Source organism: Paenibacillus sp. MER TA 81-3 (genome assembly GCF_023713585.1).
Taxonomy (GTDB): Bacteria; Bacillota; Bacilli; order Paenibacillales; family Paenibacillaceae; genus Paenibacillus_B; species Paenibacillus_B profundus.
Map to the genome: position 1 here is coordinate 1 of NZ_JAMAWB010000143.1, position 255 is coordinate 255.

1 pseudogene is annotated in these 255 nt (G+C 43.9%); it reads right to left on the bottom strand.

Annotation, left to right across the window (positions count from 1 at the left end):
• Window positions 1–255: pseudogene (locus M3650_RS31610) on the bottom strand (group II intron reverse transcriptase/maturase); the annotation flags it as partial.

Below are 255 nucleotides of genomic sequence, written 5' to 3' on the forward strand. Positions count from 1 at the left end.
TATTGGTTTAGTTCCTTAATTCGCTCTTCCATCTTCATCGATTTTCTTCGAGAGGTAATCGCTCGAATCTTAGACCCTGCTTTCTGTAAGGATTGCTTTGCAATTCTCACCTTAGGCTCTTTGTTCAAACTAAAGCTAAAGCCAAGAAACTTCCGTTTCCATGGGCGGTCTACCGCGCTTTTGGCTTGGTTTACCTTTAGTTTCAGTCTCGTCTCGATGAACTTAGTAACGGATGCCTTGACTCGTTCGCCTGCT